Source organism: Nostoc cf. edaphicum LEGE 07299, from assembly GCF_015207245.1.
Taxonomy (GTDB): domain Bacteria; phylum Cyanobacteriota; class Cyanobacteriia; order Cyanobacteriales; family Nostocaceae; genus Nostoc; species Nostoc edaphicum_B.
On record NZ_JADEXF010000893.1, the window covers coordinates 1 to 2,837 of the forward strand.

General features: G+C 39.4%; 2 protein-coding genes and 1 pseudogene. 2 read left to right on the forward strand and 1 reads right to left on the reverse strand.

What is annotated here, in order from left to right:
- Together IQ229_RS22290 and IQ229_RS22295 are read left to right on the forward strand one after the other, a co-directional pair.
- Positions 1-301: pseudogene (locus tag IQ229_RS22290) on the forward strand (hemolysin D); the annotation flags it as partial.
- Between the two features lie 109 nt (positions 302-410).
- Positions 411-908 (forward strand): DUF427 domain-containing protein, encoded by a 498-nt coding sequence (locus IQ229_RS22295; RefSeq protein ID WP_194047487.1) that lies wholly within the window; start codon positions 411-413, stop codon positions 906-908.
- 278 nt (positions 909-1,186) lie between these two features.
- On the opposite strand, the gene IQ229_RS22300 is transcribed toward IQ229_RS22295, so the two are convergent.
- Complete coding sequence (locus IQ229_RS22300; protein WP_194047485.1) at positions 1,187-2,179, reverse strand: metal ABC transporter solute-binding protein, Zn/Mn family; 993 nt, start codon at positions 2,177-2,179, stop codon at positions 1,187-1,189.
- Between the last annotated feature and the right edge of the window lie 658 nt (positions 2,180-2,837).

Sequence of the window (2,837 nt, forward strand, 5' to 3'; positions counted from 1 at the left end):
AGGTATGAAGGTAGATGTCAGAATTGACTCCTTTCCTTACAGCGAGTTTGGCGATATCAAGGGAGAAGTGACTGGGATAGGTTCAGACGCATTACCGCCAGACCAAACCCATCAATTTTACAGATTTCCGGCAAAAGTCTCATTAGATAAACAATCCCTAGTAATTAAGGGCAAAAAAGTTAACTTGCAATCAGGTATGTCTATCAGTGCCAATATAAAAGTGCGCGAAGAACGAACTGTGCTTAGTTTATTCACTGAGTTGTTCACCAAGCAAGTTGATGCTCTTAAAGAGGTACGATGAAGAGGGTTAAGTTAAAAGACCGCAGTCACTCCACAAGGAGAGTTGCTGCTTCACTAAGTACATCAGTACTGAGTACTTTTTCCTTTCTCAGAACTCAATACTCTTGATGATGGTTAATTTTCAACGCATCGAACCCGCTCCCGGACAAGAATCAGTTTGGGATTATCCCCGTCCTCCTCTTTTGGAGGACACAACCAAACATATCCAAATAATCTTTAACGGAGTAGTAATTGTAGATACTCACAGCGCCAAACGTGTTTTAGAAACTAGTCATCCTCCTTCTTACTACATTCCCCCAGCGGATATCAAAATGGAATATCTACAGATGACTCCGCAATCTAGCTTTTGTGAGTGGAAGGGAAGTGCTGGTTACTACACAATCCGAGTTGGTGATAAAGAAGTCCATAATGCTGCCTGGTTCTACCCCAAACCCACACCAGCCTTTGAATCTATCAAGGACTATGTAGCTTTTTATGCTCATTTAATGGATAAATGCTACGTTAATGGCGAAGAGGTGCAACCACAACCAGGTAACTTCTATGGCGGTTGGATAACTAGTGATATTGTTGGGCCATTTAAAGGCGCTCCTGGTACTTGGGGATGGTGAGTCAATTTTGGATTTTGGATTTTGGATTTTAAATAGCGAAACAATATCCTAACGATATCATTGGATATTATGGATGCGAAAGATGGGTTCATCAAAGAGATACAAAAGAAAGGATTGGTATGGTGGACACTTGATAAATCTGAATAACACAATCTCTTTATACCCATCTTCCGTAACATTTAAAACTCCAATTCTGGCTTCAAAAGTATGACTGATAACCCAAGTTTTATTAAATCTCAAAAAATCAGGTTTCTAGGATTGCTAAATTGAGGTTCTGGCTACCTAGCAGCTTTTCTTTCAAACATCAAATACGTACCTCCTAGCCCTTCTACAATTGTGCGTGTATTGGCAATCATCATTTTCTGATAAGTGTCCGCGTCGCTTCCTGGTTCACCAAGTCCCTCAGCATACAGCTTTCTGTCAGAAATGTTCACTTCAGCTTCTGTGGCTACAGATTGAATCAAATTAGGATTAATTTCCACCTCAGCAAAAATTGTTGAGACTTTAGTCCGTTTAATGTTTGTAGCCAAATTATTGACTCGTTCGGTTGTCAACTTTTCTTTAGTACTAATACTTTGCAATCCTCCTGTCAATGAAATACGGTATGCTTTGGCGTAATAACTCAGTGCATCAGAGGTTGTAACTAACTTACGTTCTTTGGTAGGAATACTGGCAATTCTTGACTTAATCCAGCTATCTAGTTGAGTGAGTTCATTGGTAATTTTTTTAGTATTACTGCTATAAGCCTCTGCATCACTAGATTGTAATTTTCTCAAATTACTATTAATTACCTCCACCATTCTGATAGCATTTTTGGTATTGTGCCAAACATGAGGATCAGTTATATTCTTACCACCTGCCTGATATTTTTGTGGCTTAGGTACTGCCAGTTGAGCGACGGCTATTTTTGATGTAGGGTTTTTAGTCGCCTTAATTAACTTGATCAGATTTGGTTCAAAATTGTAACCATTATAAAGAATAAGATTAGCTTGTTCAATGGCTTTACGATCTTCTGGTTTGGGTTTATAAAATTGGGGGTCAGCGGTAGGAGAAATTAAGCAGGTGAGGTTAACTGTATTTCCGGCAACCTGCCTAGTTAAGTCACATAGTACGCTTGTAGTCGCTACAACTTGGGGAAGATTCTCATTTACCTGGGTGTTAGTCTGAGTGAATGTAGTGCTTACAGCTTGATTTCTACATCCAACAAATCCAATTGTTAAGGCAGCAAGAATAACTGAGAAGAAACTATTCAATGGTGATTTTTTTGACATCCTCAACTCCTACTGGATGTATAAAAAAAGATAATCATTATTGGTAAAGTATTAGTAAAATACCAGGGGAAAGTCTTCAGCGGAAAGAGGTTAAGGGCTGATGGAGAAGCCTTCGGCAAGGAAAAGGGTAAAGGTAAAGAGAAGAGGAATTAATAGACTTTCTCCTCTATCACTTATCTGTTTCCCAAGTCCACACCCAGCAATTTTTGGTTGGTGAACCACTAATGAGGTTTTTGCAGGCAAAATATTAGTTAACTGCACACGACAGACTAGAAAACTAGTAGAGGTAGGAGCACAATAATAAAGGCAATGCTGGGGAGTATCCAAGGAGGGTAGTTTTCTCACCATCTGTTGAAGGGTCTATACCATTGTGCTTACATCCCACAAAGCTCCAAATTGACTAGGATGATCAGGTTAAGAAGTGAGAGGTAGTAATGATGGGACTTATGGAGCATACGGGTTGATTTCGCAAACCGAGTCGTGAATCTAAGGCAATTGTAACTGTGGTTTTGCGAGGTGTGGGCATATCATTGTTACAAAATTGGCAAATTGGCGATTTTTTAGTCATCAGCCTTTGTTACACTAATCTTCACCTAGAAAGCCTCTCAATATCGCTTAGAGCATTATCTAACTACTTTTTATTGCCAGAATCCAGGAT

What these genes read in the sequence shown, in the direction of transcription:
- IQ229_RS22300 (WP_194047485.1), bottom strand. Translation starts at nt 2,179, where the DNA reads ATGTCAAAAAAATCACCATTGAATAGTTTCTTCTCAGTTATTCTTGCT.
- IQ229_RS22295 (WP_194047487.1), top strand. Translation starts at nt 411, where the DNA reads ATGGTTAATTTTCAACGCATCGAACCCGCTCCCGGACAAGAATCAGTT.